Raw genomic sequence first — 12,732 nt, 5'->3', positions numbered from 1 at the left:
TCCGAAGGACGTGACCACGAGTTTCGACGAGTTCGTCGAGGACCGCCTCGACGGGCTCCTGCGCTACGCGACCGTCCTCACCGACGATCCGTACCTGGCGCAGGACATCGTCCAGGACGTGCTGCTGCGCGCCCAGCAGCACTGGGCGAGGATCGAGTCGCCGCCCACCTACGTGCGCCGGATGGTCACCAACGAGTACCTGTCCTGGCGACGGCGCGCGGTACGGCGCGTGGTCCCGTCCAGCCACGAAGTGCTCGACGCGCTCAGCCCGCCCGAGGCCGACCCCAGCGCCGCTTACGACGCGCGCGACGAGATGCTCGCGCTGCTCGCGACGCTGCCGCGCAAGCAGCGCGCGGCGGTCGTGCTCCGTTACTACGAGGGCTATTCCGACGCCGAGATAGGCGAGGTGCTGCGGTGCGGCGCTTCGACCGTGCGCAGCCAGATCTCCCGCGCGCTGGCCACCCTGCGCACCTGCGTCAGCCCGCTGCCCACCGTCCTCACCACCGGAGCCGGAGAATGAACCAGCTGTCCGAGCACGAGACCGAGACGCTGCTGCGCGAGGGCCTCGAACGGCTCGCCGAGCGCGCTCCCGACGGGCACGAGGTGCGCAACGCGCTGGCCCGCGCGCGGCAGACCCGCCGCCGCGGCCGTCCCCGGCTGGCGCTGGCCGCGGTGGCCGCGGCCGTGATCGCGGTGACCGCCGGGGTCTCGATCGCGCTGCACGCCGCGCCGGGTGCGCAGGTCACCGCCGCCGCGGGCCGCCCGGTCGTGTCGTTCACCCCGGGCTGGCTGCCGGACGGCTTCACCGAGCAGTACCGCTCGTCCGGGCCGGGCATCACGCCCCAGGTGCGGCGCTGGCTGGCGGGGCCCAGCCGGATCACGCTGTCGGCCTACTCCACGGCGGACCCGGACTGGTCGCAGACCGCGCTGCGCATCGCCGCGCTGAAGGACCAGGTCGTGGTCAACGGCCGGGTCGGCATGGTCACCGGCGACACCGACACGGCCGCGCTGCTCACCTGGATGGCCGACGACCGGCACGTGCTCACCGTGGCCGTCGAAGCCGTGCCCGGCGCTCGGGCGGTGGCCCAGGACGTCGCCGAGTCGGTGACCACCGACGATCCGGCCCGCGTCCGCGGCGAGGCCCGTTTCGGCCCGCTGCCCGGCGGTCTGCAGGAGTTTTCGACGACCGTCCAGGGCGCTTCCCCCGGCGACGGCAGCACCGCGTTCGACGCGAGCGCCGTCACCGCCCCGCGCGTGGCCGCCCTGCACGTGACGGCCGGCGCGGGCTCCCCCGGGCTCGGCGGCACGACGCCGGTCCCCGTCCGCGGCGGCACCGGCGCCTACCGCGCACCAGCCGGACCGCTGGAGGGGATGGTCGCCGTCCAGCTGCCGTCGGGCCACTGGCTCACGGTCTCGGGCCGCCAGCCGCGGGACGAACTGGTGGCCGTCGCGAACGCCGTGGTCCTCGACCCGGCACCGGACTACGCCTGGCTCGGCACGGACTGAATCCGGCTACTGTGGACACATGTCCTCGGAGCTGGAGCGCCTGTCGGCGGAGAAGTACGTCGTGCTGACCACTTTCCGCCGCGACGGCCGGGCCGTGCCGTCCCCGGTCTGGGCCGCGCGCGACGGCGAGGAGCTGGTGGTCTGGTCCGAACGCGACACCGGCAAGGTCAAGCGCATCCGGGCCGGCGGCCGCGTCGAGGTGCAGGCCTGCGACGTGCGCGGCAAGAAGACGCACGGCGCCAAGGCCACCGGCACCGCCCGCCTGCTCGACGACGAGGGCAGTGAGCGAGTCCGCCGCGCCATCGCCCGCGGGTACGGCGTGGTCGGCCAGGTCACGATGTTCTTCAGCCGCCTGCGCGGCGGGCCCCAGCGCACCATCGGCATCGCGATCGCCCTGGACGAGCCGGAAGCCTGAGCCACGGCCGGACGCGGCAACGCGGGTGGCCGTGGCTCAGGCCGCCGCGGCGCGGAATCTCGCGGCCGGCGCGGCGGAATCGTGGTCCGGGGCCGCCCCTTCGACCAGGATGACATCGCCGGCCAGGTGGTCGGTGCGCAGCGGCAGGATCTCGCGGCAGGCGGGCGAATCCCACCACGCGAGATCCGGGAACGCGAGCACCACCGGTGCTCCCGCCCGGCTGCCCTCGACCACCCGCGCCTCGGCGCCGTGGACGGGGGGGGGGAGGTAGCCGCACCGATTACCCGCGGGGTAAAGCTCAGCGGACGGCGGCCAGCGCCTCGGGCAGCGTGAACGCACCGGCGTACAGCGCCTTGCCCACGATCGACCCCTCGACCCCGTCACCGGCCAGGGCGGCCAGCGCCCGCAGGTCGTCCACACTGGACACTCCGCCGGAGGCGATCACCGGGGCGTCGGTGCGGGCGCACACCTCGCGCAGCAGCTCGAGGTTCGGGCCGCGCAGGGTGCCGTCCTTGCTGACGTCGGTGACCACGTAACGGGTGGCGCCGTCGCGGTCCAGGCGGTCCAGGACCTCCCACAGGTCGCCGCCGTCGGAGGTCCAGCCGCGGGCCGACAGCCGGTGGCCGGCCTCGGTGATGCGCACGTCCAGGCCGATCGCGACGCGGTCGCCGTAGGCCGCGACCACCTTCGCCGTCCAGTCCGGGTCCTCCAGCGCCGCAGTGCCGAGGTTCACCCGGCGGGCGCCGGTGGCCAGCGCGGCCTCCAGCGAGGCGTCGTCGCGGATGCCGCCCGACAGCTCCACCTGCACGTCGAGCCGGCCGACGACCTCGGCCAGCAGCTCGCGGTTGCTGCCCTTGCCGAACGCGGCGTCGAGGTCCACCAGGTGGATCCACTCGGCGCCGTCGCGCTGCCAGGCGAGCGCCGCCTCGAGCGGGCTGCCGTAGGAGGTCTCGGTGCCGGCCTCGCCCTGGACGAGTCGGACCGCCTGGCCATCGGCCACATCAACTGCGGGAAGGAGCGTGAAAGTCACGCGGACAGCCTAAAGGCCGTGCTCACCACCCGTCGGAGGCGGGGTTACAGCGTGCCGAGCCAGTTGCGCAGCAGGTGCGCGCCCGCGTCGCCGGACTTCTCGGGGTGGAACTGCGTGGCCCACAGCGGGCCGTTCTCCACCGCCGCGACGAAGTCCTCGCCGTGGTTCGCCCAGGTCACCTCGGGCTGGCGGCCGGCCAGCCCGGAATCCAGCTCCCACCGGCGGGCGGCGTAGGAGTGCACGAAGTAGAACCGCTCGCCGGCGTCGATCCCGGAGAACAGCAGCGAGCCGGACGGCGCGCGCACGGTGTTCCAGCCCATGTGCGGCAGCACGTCGGCGTGCAGCCGCTCGACCGTGCCGGGCCACTCCCCCGTGCCCTCGGTCTCCTCGCCGTGCTCGACGCCGCGGCTGAACAGGATCTGCATGCCGACGCAGATGCCCAGCACCGGGCGCCCGCCGGCGAGGCGCTTGCCGATGATCCGGTGCCCGGCCACGCCGAGCAGCCCCGCCATGCAGGCGGAGAACGCACCCACCCCCGGGACGACCAGCCCGTCGGCCTCGACCGCGGCATGCGGGTCGGCCGTCACCTCGACCTCGGCGCCCGCGCGCGCGATGGCGCGTTCGGCGGAGCGGAGGTTGCCGGAACCGTAGTCGAGGATCACCACACGAGGCACAGGACCAGCGTAGCCCGGGGGCGGGCGCGGTTTTCAGCCGCGCTGGAACGAGTAGACGTCCGTCACCGTGTTGCACGGGCTCGGCGGCACGACCTCCACGCGCAGGGTCCCGGTGGGCGCGTCGTAGTCGACGCCCTCGGGGGTGAACGCGCCGGCGCAGGTGCTGACGAGCGGCAGCTGGCCGAGCTCCTTGACGTGCGCGCGGGTGTCGCGCCCGGCCAGCGGCCGCGGCAGGTCGACCTGGAGCAGCTGGTAACTGGTCGGGTAGAGGTCGTTGTTCGAGTCCGAGGTGGCGCACAGCAGCCGGGTCGGGGACACGAAGTCGCAGCCCTGCGCCGAGCGGATGGTGTGGTCGAGGTGGATCCGCGCGGCCAGCGGCAGGTCGCCCGCCGTGCGCGGGGCCCGGGGGTTGAGGAACGGCGTCGGCGAGACGTACATCTCGGTCGCGTCGCCGAGGGCGCCGGAGACCAGCCACTGGCCGTCCGGGCTGACCGCGGCGTAGGCGTTCGCGTTCACGGGCGGCTCGTCGGCCTGCAGCGGGTGGACGAACTCCGTGGTCTCCCCCGAAGGCGCGGTGACCAGGTACATCTTGTTCACCGGCGGGTTCGCGACGGTGTTCTGGTAGACGTCGAACACGTAGCCGCGCTGCGAGTCCGGGTCGCCGACGTGGCCCCAGCCCTCGTCCTTCAGCGGCTGCGGGATGGTGGTCCCGTTGCGGTACACCGTTTCCGGCGCCTGCCCGGGCCGCCGCAGCGTGGTGATGCCCTCACCGCTGACCGCATTGGCGACGCCGGTCTTGCCGGTCCGGTGCCAGCCGCCGAGCGAGGCGGCCGGGCTCGCGGACGCGAGGCCGGTGCAGCCGAGCAGGGCCGCGGTGGACAAGGCGAGCACTTTCGCCGCCGTCGTCGAATGACGCATGGTTCGCTCCTTCGCGAACGGGACCTTGGCGGCGGCCCGCGGATTTTTGCACGACTCCCCGTTTGGCCGTGCCGCCGAACGGGTAGTCACTCGTTCGCGTGAGGTGCCGCCGGCGCCCCAGTACCCGTGAAGAGGGCGAAATGTCCGAGTCAGACCTCCTGTGCGACCTGCTGCAGGCGTGGCGAGACGACATCGACAGCGTGCCGTTCCCCCAGTTCGCGGCGCCGCGGATCCCGCCGCAGGCCTCGCGGGTGGACATCGACACCCGGTACCGGCTCGAGCCCGCCCACCCCCACGTGACCAACACCACGCACTGGTACGAGGGCCGTCTGTGATTTCCTGCGGGGACCGCATCGCCGCGAGCCCGTAGGAGAACTCCGATGAGCAGCACCCCGGATCCGCACGATTTCCTCGACCTCGACGCCGGGCTCGCCGAGGAGGACCGGGCCATCCGGGACGCCGTCCGCGCCTACGCGCGTGATCAGCTGTCCGGCAATGTCGCCGAGTGGTACGAATCCGGCTCGCTGCCCGCGCGCGAACTCGCGAAGGGCTTCGGCGAGCTGGGCCTGCTGGGCATGCACCTCGAGGGTTACGGCTGCGCCGGCACCAGCGCGATCGCGTACGGCATCGCGTGCCGCGAGCTGGAGGCCGTCGACTCGGGGCTGCGCAGCTTCGTCTCGGTGCAGGGCTCGCTCGCGATGTTCGCGATCCACCGCTGGGGCAGCGAGGCCCACCGTGCGGAATGGCTGCCGCGGATGGCGGCCGGGGACGCGCTGGGCTGCTTCGGCCTGACCGAGCCGGACGCGGGCAGCGACCCCGGCAGCATGCGCACCCGCGCCGTGCGCGACGGCTCCGACTGGGTGCTGACCGGCACGAAGATGTGGATCACCAACGGGACCGTCGCCGACGTCGCGGTCGTCTGGGCGCAGACCGACGAGGGCGTCCGCGGGTTCGTGGTCCCGACGTCCACCCCGGGCTTCACCGCGAACGAGGTGAAGCACAAGCTTTCCCTGCGCGCGTCGCTGACCGCGGAGCTGGTGCTCGACGGCGTCCGGCTGCCGGAATCGGCGGCCTTCCCGGAGGTCCGCGGCCTGCGCGGGCCGTTGTCCTGTCTCAACGAGGCGCGGTACGGGATCCTGTTCGGCGTGGTCGGCGCGGCGCGCGCGTGCTACCAGGCCGCGCTGGAGTACACGCTGGCGCGCGAGCAGTTCGGCAAGCCGCTGGCCTCGTTCCAGCTGACCCAGCGCAAGCTCGCGGACCTGCTCGTGGAGGTCAACCGCGCCGGGCTCGTCGCGCTGCAGATCGGCCGGCTGAAGGACGCCGGCACGCTGGCCCACAGCCAGGTGAGCTTCGGCAAGATGGCGAACGTGCGCTCCGCGCTCGACGTGGCCCGCACCGCGCGCTCGATGCTCGGCGCGAACGGGATTTCGCTGGAGTACCCGGTGATGCGGCACATGGCGAACCTCGAAACGGTGCTGACCTACGAGGGCACCGAGGAGATGCACGCGCTGTCGCTCGGCCAGGCGGTGACGGGGATCGCGGCGTTCCGCTGACCGGCGTCACCGCAGGAAGTCCTTGAGGGACAAGGCGATCGAGCCCGCGTCCAGACCGTGGGCCAGATCGTGGTCGGCCAGTTCGCCGTAACCGCGGACCTCGATGTCACGGCGGACGCCGAGGCCGAGCAGGCGGTGCGGCACGTCGGCGAGCGCTTCGGCGACGCAGTGGGCCGAGGTGCCCGCGAGGTACGGCTCGACGAGGACGACGTCCGCCGCGTCCGTGACCGCGGCGCGCAGGCCGGCGGCGTCGAAGGGACGGATGGTGGCGGCGTAGAGCACCGTGACGTCCATGCCCTCGGTCGCCGCGAGCACGCGGTCGAGCATGGGGCCCACGGCGACGACCACCCCGCGCGAACCCTGGCGCAGCGTCTGGAATCCGACGCCGAAGTACGGCGAAGCGTTCTCCTGCGCGGAAAGCCGGAGGTACACCCGGCCGTCGCCCGGCACGGAGTCGAGCAGCAGCCGGCGGGCCTCGTCCGGGTGCCCGGGCACGTGGATCGTCCAGCCGGGCAGCGAATCCATCAGCGCGACGTCGCCCGGCGACTGGTGGGTGCGGCCTTCCGCGGGCATGTCGTAGGAAGCGCCGTACGACACGAGCACGGCGCCGGCGTCCTGGTGCGAAAGGTCGAGCTTGATCTGCTCGAACGCCCGCTCCACCAGGAACGCGGAGAACGTGTGCACGATCGGCCGCAGCCCGGCGAGCGCCAGGCCGGCGCCGGTGCTGACCAGCAGCTGCTCGCGGATCCCGACGTTCAGCACCCTGTCCGGGTGCCGCCGCGCCGCGCCGGCCAGCTGGGCGGCGGAGATGTCGGCGAGCACCACGGCGACGTCCGGGTCGGTGTCGACGATCTCCTCGGCCGTGCTCAGGAACGTCTCACGCATGTTCGGCATGTCTTTCAGCCCTTCGGTTCCACGACGGCGACCACGGCGAGCGGCCGGCCGGGGTGAGCGGCGGTGAACGCTTCGTAGAGCGCTTCGTGGTCACGGCCGGAGACGGTGCGCGTCTCCCAGCCCTCCACCTCGAAGCGCCGGGCGATGCCGCCGGGCCAGCCGTGCGAAGACGACTGGTTGTCCACGACGACGGTGGTGAGCTGCTCCAGTCCGAGCCGCCCGGCCAGCACGACGGCCTCGCTGTTGGAGCCCTCGTCGAACTCGGCGTCGCCGACCAGCGTCACCACCCGCCCGGCGTGCCCGCAGGCGCGGGCGCCGAGCGCGGTGCCGACGGCGATCGGCAGGCCGTGCCCGAGCGAGCCGCTGGAGATCTCGACGCCCGGCACCCGCCGCCGGTCGGGGTGGTGGCCCAGCCGGGAGCCGACGGTGGACCAGTCCGCCAGCTCCGCCTCGTCGAGGAAGCCCTTGGCGGTGAGCACGGCGTAGTACGCCATCGGGCCGTGGCCCTTGGAGAGCAGGAACCGGTCGCGGCCCGGCTCGCGGAAGGTCGCGGGCGTCAGGTCGAGCACGCGGTCGTAGAGCACCCACAGGACGTCTACTGTGGACTGCGCGGCGGCGGTGTGCTTGTCGTCCCCGGTCATCAACGCGATCAGCCGCGGCAAATCGGCGTAACCGGGCGAAACAGCGGTTGTGGTCATGCCCCCACGATGCAACCTCGACCAATCTCTAGGTCAAGCGCTAACCTGGACCAATGACGAGGTTGGCCGAGCATCTGAGCATCGGGCAGGTGGCCGAGCGGAGCGGGGTCCCGCACACGGCACTGCGGTTCTACGAGGAGAAGGGGCTGATCAGCTCGGAGCGGTCGGCGGGCAACCAGCGCCGTTACCCGCGCTCGGTGCTGCGGCGGATCGCGTTCGTCCGCGCCGCGCAACGCGTGGGCCTCTCGCTGGAGGACATCAGCGAGGCCCTGTCCACCCTGCCCGACGACCACGCGCCGACGAAGGCCGATTGGGCCCGCCTGTCCCGCGAGTGGCAGTACGAACTGGACGCCCGCATCGACGCGCTGCAACGCCTCCGAGACCGCCTCACCGGCTGCGTCGGCTGCGGCTGCCTGTCGCTGCGCAGCTGCGGCCTGTACAACGCGGACGACGAACTGGCCCGCTTCGGCCCCGGCGCGAGCAAACTCCGCCCGGTCGCGGAGGGCGGCATCTGAGTTTCCCTTGCGCGGGGATGGTTCACGGCCCGGCCGGTTGGGCCGAGGTGGAGCCGCCACGGGATCCCGGTGACTCGCGACGAGCTGACGGAAGTGGTCGCCCACAACACGAAACGCCGCTTCGCCTTCGACGACAGCGGCTCGCGCATCCGCGCCAGCCAGGGCCACAGCGTGGCGGCGGACCTCGGCCTGGCCACAGCGACCTCGCCGGACGTCCTCTACCACGGCACGGCGACGCGCTTCGCCGCGGCGATCTTCGCCGAGGGCCTCCGCCCGATGCGCCGCCACGCCGTGCACCTGCCCGCCACCGCGGAGACCGCGCGCACGGTCGGCGCGCGCCACGGCGCTCCGCTGGTACTGCGCGTGGACGCGCTCGCGATGGCCGCCGCGGGCCACGAATTCCAGGTGAGCGCCAACTCTGTCTGGCTCACCGCGTCGGTCCCGCCGGAGTTCCTCACCGCGGCCGGCTGGTCCCGGCTCCGGGTATCCGGTCCGGGGCGCGGTCAGTGGCGCCGCGGCCGTCCCATCAGGCGGCGGCCGACGTCGATCAGCTCGCGGCGCAGCGTTTCGTCGTCGAGTTCGGCCAGGTCCGGGGAGCCGCCGGCCATGGCGACGCCGGTGAGGGCGACCATGGCGGTCACGCGGGCCGCGACGTCCGGGTCCGGGCCGGCCAGGATGGCGATCAGGGCGTTTTTGAAGCCCTCCATGCCGTGGGCCGACTTCTCGATCGCGCGGTTGATGCCCGGGTCGCTGGAGAACAGCGCGACCAGCACGCGGTGGCGCACCACGAGGTCCACGAAACCGTCGAGCAGCTGGTCGATCTGAGCGCCGCGGCGGCGCTGCTTGGCGGCCTCGACCACCAGCACGTCCAGCTCGCGGATGCCGGGCTCGGCCACCGCCTCGGTGATCTCGGCCTTGGTCTTGAAGTGGTAGTACACCGCCGCCTTCGTGACGCCCAGCGCGTCGGCGATCATCTGCAGCGACGTGCCCTCCACGCCGTGCTCGGCGAACAGCCTCAGCGCGGTGCCCAGTAGCCGGGTTCGCGTGTCTTCGGCCGGGACGGCGGTCGTCATCGTTCCTCCTCGTCAAAGCGGAGGGAGCCTACGTCACGCCCCTGCCGATCGGCAAACGGGTTGCCTAGCCGATCGGCTGGCAAACCACTTGCCGTGCGGCTAGTCACACACTTGCCGATCGGCTTGGCAGCGTCCTTGCCGATCGGCTAGCTTCGAACTCACCAGTACGAGTGACGAAGGCCCTATTCGGGCGAAACGGAGACAACACCCGTGGCGACTTTCCTCTACCGGCTCGGCCGGTTGTCGTTCCGGCGGCGAGCCCTCGTCACGGCCGTATGGGCGGCCGTGCTCGTGGCCCTCGGCGTCGGCGCGCTGACCCTGTCCGGCCAGCTGTCCGACTCGGTGACGATCCCGGGCACGGAGTCCCAGCAGGCCATCGACCGGCTGGCGGAGAAGTTTCCGCAGGCCTCGGCCGGTGGCGCGACCGCGCGGGTGGTGATCGCCGCGCCGCCGGGCCACACCGTCACCGATCCGGCGGGCCGGGCCGCCGTCGAGTCCGTGGTCTCGCACCTCAAGGCCGCGCCGAAGGTCGCGTCCGTGGTCGACCCGTTCCAGGCCAAGTCCGTCTCGCCCGACGGCAAGGTCGCACTCGCCCAGGCGAGCTACACGGTCAAGGGCTTCGAGCTGACCGACAGTGACCGCCAGGCGTTGCTGAACAGCGGCAACAGCGTCAAACAGAGCGGTTACGAGGTCGAGTTCGGCGGCGACGCCGCGCAGGCCATGCCGGCGACCGGCGCGACCGAAGGCCTCGGCGTCGCCGTGGCGGCCGTCGTCCTGATCATCACGTTCGGGTCACTGCTGGCCGCGGGCATCCCGCTGCTCACCGCGCTGATCGGCGTCGGCATCGGCTTCGCGGGCATCACGCTCGCCTCCGGCTTCCTGGAGCTGAACTCCAACACCCCGATCCTCGCGCTGATGATCGGCCTCGCTGTGGGCATCGACTACGCGCTGTTCATCGTGTCGCGCTACCGGCACGAGCTGAGCCTCGGCCGAGAACCCGAGGAGGCGGCCGGGCGCGCCGCCGGCACCGCCGGGTCCGCGGTGGTGTTCGCCGGGCTGACCGTGATCATCGCGCTGGCCGGCCTGACCGTGGTCGGCATCCCGTTCCTCGGCCAGATGGGCATCGCCGCCGCGGCGACCGTCGCGGTGGCCGTGCTGATCGCGCTGACGCTGCTGCCCGCCGTGCTCGGCTTCGCCGGCCCTCGCCTGCTCGGCAGCCGGATCCGCTTGCGCCGCAAGCCTTCCGCGCAGACCGCCACCCACGGCGAGCGCTGGGCCCGGTTCGTCGCCCGGCACCGCGTGCCCGTGCTGCTCACGTCCCTGGCCGGCCTCGTGGTCGTCGCGCTGCCCGCGCTGGGCATGCAGCTCGGCCTGCCGAACGACAGCAGCGCCGCGCCGGAGTCGACCCAGCACAAGGCCTACGAGCTGGTCAGCAAGAGCTTCGGCGAGGGCGCGAACGGCCCGCTGCTGGTCGTGATCGACACCGGCGCGAACCGCAGTCCCGAAGCGCTCAAGCAGGCCGTCGCCGGGATCGCCACCCTGCCGGACGTCGCCGGGGTGACCCCGCCGAACGTGAACGCCTCCGGTGACACCGCGCTGCTGACCGTGATCCCGAAGAGCGGGCCGAGCAGCAAGCAGACCGAGGACCTGGTCGCGGCGATCCGGGCGCAGTCCGGACCGCTGCACGAGACGACCGGCGCGAGCCTCGCCGTGACCGGCCAGACCGCCGCGAACATCGACGTCTCCCAGAAGCTCTCCGACGCGATGCTGCCCTACCTCGCGCTGATCGTCGGGCTCGCGTTCATCCTGCTGATGCTGGTGTTCCGCTCGGTCGTGGTGCCGCTGAAGGCGACGCTGGGCTTCCTCGGCTCCGTGGCGGCGACGTTCGGCGCGGTGGTCGCGGTGTTCCAGTGGGGCTGGCTGACGGACCTGCTCGGCGTCGCGTCGACGGGGCCGATCATGAGCATGCTGCCGATCCTGCTGATCGGCGTCCTGTTCGGACTCGCGATGGACTACCAGGTGTTCCTGGTGACGCGGATGCGCGAGGAGCACGTGCACGGCGCCGACCCGCAGGAGGCCGTGGTCACCGGCTTCCGGCACGGCGCGCGGGTGGTCGTGGCGGCGGCGCTGATCATGATCAGCGTGTTCGCGGGCTTCGTGCTGGCCGAGTCGACGCTGATCCAGTCGATCGGGTTCGCGCTCGCCTTCGGGGTGCTGGTGGACGCCTTCGTGGTCCGGATGACGATCGTGCCGGCGGTGATGTCGCTGCTCGGCCGGGGCGCCTGGTGGCTGCCGCGGTGGCTCGACCGGATCCTGCCGAACGTCGACGTGGAGGGCGAGGGCCTGGCCAAGCAGCTCGACGCGCCCGACGATCACCAGCTGACCCACGCCTGACGGCACGCGGCGGATGGCGCTTTTCCCACTCGGCGCGGGGAAGGCGTCATCCGCTGTGGTCGTCGCGGGGAGGTCAGCCGGCCAGCCAGGCGATGGCGCCGCCGACGGAGAGGACGGCGGCCACGCCCAGCACGACGGCGATGAACTTCGCCGTCTTCCAAGTCGAGTAGACGCCGCCGATCAGGAAGCCGCCGAGGGCCAGCAGCAGGACGGCGATGACCTCTTTGCTCACGCCGGTTAGCGTGCCATATGGCCTTCACCGTGACGGTACTGGGCAGCGCGACCCCGTACCCCCGCCCGGACAATCCCTGCTCCGGCTACCTGCTGAGACACGGGGCCACGAAGATCTGGCTCGACGCCGGCCCCGGCACGCTCGCCGCGCTGCAGGAGCACACGGCCCCCGACGGGCTGGACGCGATCTGGATCTCCCACCTGCACGCCGATCACGTCGCGGACCTGCTGCCGGCGGTGTACGCGCTGCTGTTCGCGGACCTGCCGCCGTGCAAGCCGATCCCGCTCTACGGCCCGCCGGGCACGGGCGCGCGGCTTTCGGCGTTCCTCAGCAACACCGGGCGCGCGCCGATCGAGCAGGCCTTCGCCGTGCATGAGCTGCACGACGGGCACCGCGCGCGGGTCGGCGACCTCGAGCTGACGTCGGTGGCCGTGGCCCACGGCTTCCCCGCGTTCGGCCTCCGCGCGACCGACGGCACCCGGACACTGGCCTACTCCGGCGACACCGGGCCGTGCGACGCGCTCACGAAACTGGCCGACGGCGCCGACCTGTTCCTCTGCGAAGCCGACAGTGACGAGCCGTCTGCCGTGCACCTCACCCCCGCCGAAGCAGGCCGCGCGGCCACCGGCGCGGCCCGGCTCCTGCTCACGCACGTGGGCCACACCATCACCGCACGCGACGCCGTGACCCAGGCCGCGGAGCACTTCCCCGGCCCGGTGGCGTACGCGGCGCCACGCGCGGTATTCGGCGTCTGATGTGATGTCCGGGAGGTTGAACCAGGCGGCCGCGCGGGGAGTGGTCGTCGATGACGGTGTGGACGGTCACCGACT

The 12,732-nt window shown here is 72.7% G+C and carries 16 protein-coding genes and 1 pseudogene; 9 read left to right on the top strand and 8 right to left on the bottom strand.

The window, feature by feature from the left end; translation table 11 throughout:
* The first annotated feature begins 10 nt into the window (after positions 1-10).
* Genes BMY97_RS15805 through BMY97_RS15795 form a run of 3 tightly spaced genes read left to right on the top strand, consistent with a single transcriptional unit; the run spans position 11 to position 1,921 of the window.
* A complete protein-coding gene (locus BMY97_RS15805; protein ID WP_245787333.1) occupies positions 11-520 on the top strand; it encodes an RNA polymerase sigma factor in 510 nt (169 codons plus the stop codon).
* Positions 517-1,506 (top strand): hypothetical protein, encoded by a 990-nt coding sequence (locus BMY97_RS15800; protein WP_091617602.1) that lies wholly within the window; start codon positions 517-519, stop codon positions 1,504-1,506. The genes BMY97_RS15805 and BMY97_RS15800 overlap by 4 nt, the downstream gene beginning before the upstream one ends.
* 19 nt (positions 1,507-1,525) lie before the next feature.
* Entirely contained in the window at positions 1,526-1,921 is a 396-nt protein-coding gene (locus BMY97_RS15795; protein WP_091617601.1) for a PPOX class F420-dependent oxidoreductase, read from the top strand.
* A 36-nt stretch (positions 1,922-1,957) separates the two neighbouring features.
* Here BMY97_RS15795 and BMY97_RS15790 read toward each other — a convergent pair whose 3' ends face one another.
* The 4 genes from BMY97_RS15790 to BMY97_RS15775 are packed head-to-tail and all read right to left on the bottom strand — an operon-like array spanning position 1,958 to position 4,543.
* Complete coding sequence (locus tag BMY97_RS15790) at positions 1,958-2,260, bottom strand: DUF1330 domain-containing protein (protein WP_091617600.1); 303 nt, start codon at positions 2,258-2,260, stop codon at positions 1,958-1,960.
* Positions 2,220-2,951 carry a bifunctional 1-(5-phosphoribosyl)-5-((5-phosphoribosylamino)methylideneamino)imidazole-4-carboxamide isomerase/phosphoribosylanthranilate isomerase PriA gene (gene priA, locus BMY97_RS15785; protein ID WP_091617599.1) on the bottom strand — a complete coding sequence of 244 codons (732 nt, stop codon included), beginning with the start codon at positions 2,949-2,951 and terminating at the stop codon, positions 2,220-2,222. Before priA ends, BMY97_RS15790 begins: the two co-directional genes overlap by 41 nt.
* Positions 2,952-2,995: 44 nt before the next feature.
* Positions 2,996-3,616 (bottom strand): imidazole glycerol phosphate synthase subunit HisH, encoded by a 621-nt coding sequence (gene hisH, locus BMY97_RS15780; RefSeq protein ID WP_091617598.1) that lies wholly within the window; start codon positions 3,614-3,616, stop codon positions 2,996-2,998.
* Positions 3,617-3,658: 42 nt separating this feature from the next.
* On the bottom strand, positions 3,659-4,543 hold the full coding sequence (locus tag BMY97_RS15775) for a hypothetical protein (RefSeq protein WP_091617597.1): 885 nt from the start codon (positions 4,541-4,543) through the stop codon (positions 3,659-3,661).
* 140 nt (positions 4,544-4,683) lie between these two features.
* Here BMY97_RS15775 and BMY97_RS15770 point away from each other — a divergent pair, with 140 nt between their 5' ends.
* Complete coding sequence (locus BMY97_RS15770) at positions 4,684-4,878, top strand: hypothetical protein (protein ID WP_091617596.1); 195 nt, start codon at positions 4,684-4,686, stop codon at positions 4,876-4,878.
* A 45-nt stretch (positions 4,879-4,923) separates the two neighbouring features.
* Complete coding sequence (locus BMY97_RS15765; RefSeq protein WP_091617595.1) at positions 4,924-6,096, top strand: acyl-CoA dehydrogenase family protein; 1,173 nt, start codon at positions 4,924-4,926, stop codon at positions 6,094-6,096.
* Positions 6,097-6,102: 6 nt separating this feature from the next.
* Here BMY97_RS15765 and BMY97_RS15760 read toward each other — a convergent pair whose 3' ends face one another.
* Positions 6,103-6,990, bottom strand: coding sequence for a transketolase family protein (locus tag BMY97_RS15760; RefSeq protein WP_091617594.1), 888 nt, complete (start codon positions 6,988-6,990; stop codon positions 6,103-6,105).
* 5 nt (positions 6,991-6,995) lie between these two features.
* Positions 6,996-7,688, bottom strand: coding sequence for a thiamine pyrophosphate-dependent enzyme (locus tag BMY97_RS15755; protein WP_091617593.1), 693 nt, complete (start codon positions 7,686-7,688; stop codon positions 6,996-6,998).
* A gap of 53 nt (positions 7,689-7,741) precedes the next feature.
* On the opposite strand from BMY97_RS15755, the gene soxR reads away from it, so the two are divergent.
* The gene (gene soxR / locus BMY97_RS15750; protein ID WP_091617592.1) at positions 7,742-8,203 is read left to right on the top strand and encodes a redox-sensitive transcriptional activator SoxR; all 462 of its coding nucleotides are present in this window, start codon (positions 7,742-7,744) and stop codon (positions 8,201-8,203) included.
* A 69-nt stretch (positions 8,204-8,272) separates the two neighbouring features.
* Positions 8,273-8,578: pseudogene (locus tag BMY97_RS15745) on the top strand (RNA 2'-phosphotransferase); the annotation flags it as partial.
* 128 nt (positions 8,579-8,706) lie between these two features.
* On the opposite strand, the gene BMY97_RS15740 reads toward BMY97_RS15745, so the two are convergent.
* On the bottom strand, positions 8,707-9,276 hold the full coding sequence (locus tag BMY97_RS15740; RefSeq protein WP_091617591.1) for a TetR/AcrR family transcriptional regulator: 570 nt from the start codon (positions 9,274-9,276) through the stop codon (positions 8,707-8,709).
* A gap of 210 nt (positions 9,277-9,486) precedes the next feature.
* Here BMY97_RS15740 and BMY97_RS15735 point away from each other — a divergent pair, with 210 nt between their 5' ends.
* Positions 9,487-11,670, top strand: a complete 2,184-nt coding sequence (locus tag BMY97_RS15735; protein ID WP_091617590.1) for an MMPL family transporter — start codon at positions 9,487-9,489, stop codon at positions 11,668-11,670.
* Positions 11,671-11,743: 73 nt separating this feature from the next.
* Here the strand turns inward: BMY97_RS15735 and BMY97_RS47045 are convergent, their stop codons facing one another.
* Positions 11,744-11,902: a hypothetical protein gene (locus BMY97_RS47045; RefSeq protein WP_177231365.1), complete on the bottom strand. Its 159-nt coding sequence runs from the start codon at positions 11,900-11,902 to the stop codon at positions 11,744-11,746.
* A 17-nt stretch (positions 11,903-11,919) separates the two neighbouring features.
* On the opposite strand from BMY97_RS47045, the gene BMY97_RS15730 reads away from it, so the two are divergent.
* Positions 11,920-12,657, top strand: a complete 738-nt coding sequence (locus tag BMY97_RS15730) for an MBL fold metallo-hydrolase (protein WP_091617589.1) — start codon at positions 11,920-11,922, stop codon at positions 12,655-12,657.
* The last annotated feature ends 75 nt before the right edge of the window (positions 12,658-12,732 follow it).

Source organism: Amycolatopsis saalfeldensis (genome assembly GCF_900110575.1).
GTDB lineage: Bacteria > Actinomycetota > Actinomycetes > Mycobacteriales > Pseudonocardiaceae > Amycolatopsis > Amycolatopsis saalfeldensis.
This window is presented reverse-complemented; position numbering and strand designations above follow the sequence as displayed.

Coding starts and splice junctions, on each gene's coding strand:
- BMY97_RS15765 (WP_091617595.1), top strand. CDS start 4,924: ATGAGCAGCACCCCGGATCCGCACGATTTCCTCGACCTCGACGCCGGG.
- BMY97_RS15730 (WP_091617589.1), top strand. CDS start 11,920: ATGGCCTTCACCGTGACGGTACTGGGCAGCGCGACCCCGTACCCCCGC.
- BMY97_RS15760 (WP_091617594.1), bottom strand. CDS start 6,990: ATGCCGAACATGCGTGAGACGTTCCTGAGCACGGCCGAGGAGATCGTC.
- BMY97_RS15775 (WP_091617597.1), bottom strand. CDS start 4,543: ATGCGTCATTCGACGACGGCGGCGAAAGTGCTCGCCTTGTCCACCGCG.
- BMY97_RS15795 (WP_091617601.1), top strand. CDS start 1,526: ATGTCCTCGGAGCTGGAGCGCCTGTCGGCGGAGAAGTACGTCGTGCTG.
- BMY97_RS15800 (WP_091617602.1), top strand. CDS start 517: ATGAACCAGCTGTCCGAGCACGAGACCGAGACGCTGCTGCGCGAGGGC.
- BMY97_RS15770 (WP_091617596.1), top strand. CDS start 4,684: ATGTCCGAGTCAGACCTCCTGTGCGACCTGCTGCAGGCGTGGCGAGAC.
- soxR (WP_091617592.1), top strand. CDS start 7,742: ATGACGAGGTTGGCCGAGCATCTGAGCATCGGGCAGGTGGCCGAGCGG.
- BMY97_RS15755 (WP_091617593.1), bottom strand. CDS start 7,688: ATGACCACAACCGCTGTTTCGCCCGGTTACGCCGATTTGCCGCGGCTG.
- BMY97_RS15740 (WP_091617591.1), bottom strand. CDS start 9,276: ATGACGACCGCCGTCCCGGCCGAAGACACGCGAACCCGGCTACTGGGC.